At 35.3% G+C, this 3,407-nt stretch carries 3 protein-coding genes and 1 pseudogene; 2 read left to right on the forward strand and 2 right to left on the reverse strand.

The window, feature by feature from the left end:
* Nucleotides 1-80 precede the first annotated feature (80 nt).
* Nucleotides 81-717: pseudogene (locus F6K13_RS24600) on the reverse strand (aldo/keto reductase); the annotation flags it as partial.
* Between the two features lie 4 nt (nucleotides 718-721).
* On the opposite strand from F6K13_RS24600, the gene F6K13_RS24605 reads away from it, so the two are divergent.
* On the forward strand, nucleotides 722-904 hold the full coding sequence (locus tag F6K13_RS24605; RefSeq protein WP_124145718.1) for an EAL domain-containing protein: 183 nt from the start codon (nucleotides 722-724) through the stop codon (nucleotides 902-904).
* 360 nt (nucleotides 905-1,264) lie between these two features.
* Here the strand turns inward: F6K13_RS24605 and F6K13_RS24610 are convergent, their stop codons facing one another.
* Entirely contained in the window at nucleotides 1,265-2,413 is a 1,149-nt protein-coding gene (locus tag F6K13_RS24610) for a J domain-containing protein (RefSeq protein WP_124145717.1), read from the reverse strand.
* A 406-nt stretch (nucleotides 2,414-2,819) separates the two neighbouring features.
* Here F6K13_RS24610 and F6K13_RS35385 point away from each other — a divergent pair, with 406 nt between their 5' ends.
* Nucleotides 2,820-2,924 carry a helix-turn-helix domain-containing protein gene (locus F6K13_RS35385; protein WP_161564595.1) on the forward strand — a complete coding sequence of 35 codons (105 nt, stop codon included), beginning with the start codon at nucleotides 2,820-2,822 and terminating at the stop codon, nucleotides 2,922-2,924.
* The last annotated feature ends 483 nt before the right edge of the window (nucleotides 2,925-3,407 follow it).

Consider the following 3,407-nt stretch of genomic DNA (forward strand, 5'->3'; position numbering starts at 1 on the left):
ATTATTTTTTTCTTACTTTTTAATTCTTTATTTATTTTCCTCCTTCTTTCTTAAGTTTTTTTAACTTTGTTTTCTGACTCCTATCTTCGATATTCATCACCACAGTCACCAATAATTTTAAACAAATTCCGTGACTCCCTACTTAAATTATCAATTTGCTGATAATCTTCTACATCTAAATTGAAATGAAACACCCGAGAATTATCTTGCAAATTTTCTGAAATACTCAGCGTTGCTCCGACAATAGCACCTGCCACAGAAGGCTGTTCTAAAATATAGCGAACTGCCACATTTGAAATACTAACTTTGTGTTTATCAGCAATTTTTTTTAGCAGATTTAATAATTTTTGAAATAAACTCCAACCACCCCAAGTATCAACCATCTTTTTATACTTTTTCAAACTAACAGTATTGAGGTCTTTTGGATGAGGTTCTGAAGAATCTAAATACTAAATATTTTTCTGAGAGCAAACCACCGCATAATGTACCATAAGCCAAAAGCTGAATATTATGCTCTTGGCAAAACTGTACCATTTCTATTAAAGGACGACGATCTACTAGAGAAAATTGAACTTGATTAGAGACTATCTTAATTCCACTTTCAATAATAATTTTCAAATGTTCAGTATCAAAATTAGTTAAAGCCAAATGCTTAATTTTTCCCTCCGACTGAAGCTCCGACATATAATTAAGAGCATCCAAATAACTTTTATTTTGAATAATGGCTCATAATTTAAACTTAAAAGTAGTTGCTGAAGGAGTAGAAACTCAATCCGAATTAGACTTTCTTCGTAAATATGACTGTGACAAAATTCAAGGCTATTTCTTCAGTGCTCCATTACCCACATCCAAGTTTGAAAATTTATTAAAAACTAATCAACTATCAAAATTCCCTAGCATTTAAAGACAAAGAAGAAAGAAGAAGGAAGGAGGAAGGAGGAAGGAGGAATAAGGAAGAAGAAATCATAGAAATATGTGGTTTTTAGGATGAGAGACCAGCTCATTATTAAAGAGTAATACCATGCATCAAAAAAGAGTTACGAATAATCAGCACCATAGCGCATAGTTTCATATAAAGTCTATTTGACGAAAAAGATAATTTACAACATTAAAAATGGCATTAAATCTATTCATTCAGAATTGCTGAATTCAGAATTGCTGAATTATTACGAAATACCCTAGATATTTGTAGCAAACATTTATCAATTTGGTATAAAATCACCTGAAAGTAGAAGGGAAAGAGCAAAGCTGAAGAAGTCATAAATCACACTATAATTGTGGAAAGCCACCAGCCAAAACCTAAACCTAATCCAGAAATAATAGCTAAAATCAAAAAAGTAGAAAATCCATTAAACAACTCTATCAACTTTTCTCCCGCAACCATTTGAGCAACTACTCCTGCCACAATACCAATAGCTACCCATAACCCAACAATAATATTAGGCCCAGCACTAGCCAAAGCGATCGCCACAGCTTTAGACCGAGTAGAATTCCAAGCTGCAGACCAAGCTCCAACCCAAGCTCCCACAATAAACCCAAGCATACTGCCAACACCAGTACCAGTCTTCAAACCAATCACAGCATCTACTATTGTCCCAAAAATAAATCCAGCAGCAGCCCAAATAATAGAACCAACAATCACCAATAATACATTTTCAGCCCCATTACCAGCCAAAAATCCTCCCAAAGCAATTACTCCATCAATAGTCACCACAGCAGCAACTGTCCTGGCCTTAGGTTCAGTGCCAGCAATTAACCCTAGACTACATCCAACCATGGCCCATGCCAAAGCAGTGATTATACCTCCCACAGAATTTCCAGCTATCCAACCTGCTCCCCCTCCAGCACCCAATAAAGCGATCACCCAACATCTTTGAGAACCCGTTCCTTCAATTGCCAAAACAGTCATTCCCATCCATGCCACGCCCTCAACCACGGCCCAACTCCAGACAGGAGCTTTGTAAATAACTAATACCCAGGCAGTCAAAGCATAAAACAGGAAAGTGGCAATTAAACTACCCCAAGGAATACTGAAAGTTGCTGAATGTGGTTGATGAGTGTGGACAGAGAACTGTTGAAAATGATTATTAGCGTTAGAATTTTCTGGCCTTTGAGGAGAGGGGGAAGGTTGAGGAGAAGGTGGACGACGAGGTGATGAGTATTGTGTTTGACTGGGAGTTTTTCGTTTCGGAATAGTTTGTGGTTGAGAATCATTCAAAAAATACCGTAATTTTCCGTAAGCTTCATTAATCTCTTTGAGACGAATTTGAGCTTTTGCTTGGAGACGAGTATTTTGGGCAAAGCGGTCTGGGTGCCAGACAAAGGCTAAATCTCGGTAAGCTTGTTTCACTTGATCTAGAGAGGCACCAGGCTCAAGTTCTAAAATTTTATAGTATTGATTTATCTCATCCACATTAGAAAAATAATCAGTAATTAGGACAATTAGGAATTTAGTGGTGTGACGTTATCGAAAGCCTTATTTTTTGAGGTTGGTATTATATGACAGGGAAAAGGCCGCCGAGAAGAGTGGGAAAAACATTTCCTCTTTGATTCATCATTACTCTATGTAGTAACCAACTCAATATTTGATACATGAAACAAAACTCATAGACAATTAGTTCCATTTTGACTTTAAAGTAAGAAAAATGCCATATTACTCTTATGAGTCTATCTGAAAATGTTGCAATTCATCTCCCATTATCATCTTCGATTTAGCGGGAGGTGAATTGCAACCAGAAAATATATTCATTGCGACAGGTGAAAGATTTGTCTTTGTGTTATAATTGCACCTTTAAATTCAGAAAAAAATAAACGGATACTTGATTACTCTAACTTACCAATACAAGCTTAAACCGACTAAACATCAAGAAGTAGAAATTAATCAGATTCTTGATGTTTGCAAAAGCGTGTATAATTCGCACTAAGAGAGCGGAAAAACTGGCTAAGTTCAAAAAAATCACCAATTAATAGTTGTTCAATTGTTGCTGAATATATTATTTCTGGTGATGCAGCTTATCCTAATTATCATCATCAAGCAAAAAACTTAACAATAGCGAAGAAAACTAAGACTAACTTTAATTTAGTAAATGCCCAAGTTTTACAACAAACTTTAAAGACTTTAGATCGAGCTTTTTCTGATATGAAATCTCAAGGAAAAAGTTATCCAAGGTTTAAGAAAAAACTGAGAAGTTTTATTTTTCCAGCAATGCTGAAAAATTGCTTAGGCAATATATAGAGTTAAACTGCCTCAGGTAGGTTGGATGTAAGATTAAACAAAGTAGGCCATATCCAGATTTTTTTCAAGCTAAACAAGCTAGGATAGTCAAAAAAGCTAGTGGTTATTATTTGATGATTAGTTTTACTTCATCAGAGTTAGTATCAATTGTTGCTGAATATATTATTTCTGG

This window comes from Okeania sp. SIO2B9, assembly GCF_010672505.1.
Taxonomy (GTDB): domain Bacteria; phylum Cyanobacteriota; class Cyanobacteriia; order Cyanobacteriales; family Microcoleaceae; genus Okeania; species Okeania hirsuta.